Source organism: Pseudorhodobacter sp. E13, from assembly GCF_003991405.1.
Taxonomy (GTDB): Bacteria; Pseudomonadota; Alphaproteobacteria; order Rhodobacterales; family Rhodobacteraceae; genus Pseudorhodobacter.
Genome location: NZ_RPEN01000069.1, coordinates 1 through 330, shown reverse-complemented (window position 1 = coordinate 330; position 330 = coordinate 1). Strand labels below are relative to the sequence as shown.

1 pseudogene is annotated in these 330 nt (G+C 58.8%); it reads right to left on the bottom strand.

The window, feature by feature from the left end:
• Nucleotides 1–297 (bottom strand): annotated as a pseudogene (locus tag EGN72_RS00160) (DDE-type integrase/transposase/recombinase); the annotation flags it as partial.
• Nucleotides 298–330: the final 33 nt, after the last annotated feature.

Below are 330 nucleotides of genomic sequence, written 5' to 3'. Positions count from 1 at the left end.
TGCCCTGCCAGGCAACGGGCAGCGGATGTTTACATCCGCGAGAGGGGACACCTTGAACCCGTTCTTGCGCAGCAGCTTTTGATAGTCGTGAGCACAGTATTGCGACCCGCGGTCCGTGTGATGAGCGCAACCTGGCGGCGGCCTTCGGATCGCGATGGCCATGTTCAACGCCCGCAAGGCCAGATCTTGCTTCATGCGGTTGCTGATGGCCCAGCCCACGACGCGCCTTGAGAAAAGGTCAATGATCACAGCCAGATATACCCAGCCTTCCCGCGTCCATACATAGGTGATGTCGCCGGCCTGTTACCGACAGGTGAATGCTTGCATTCA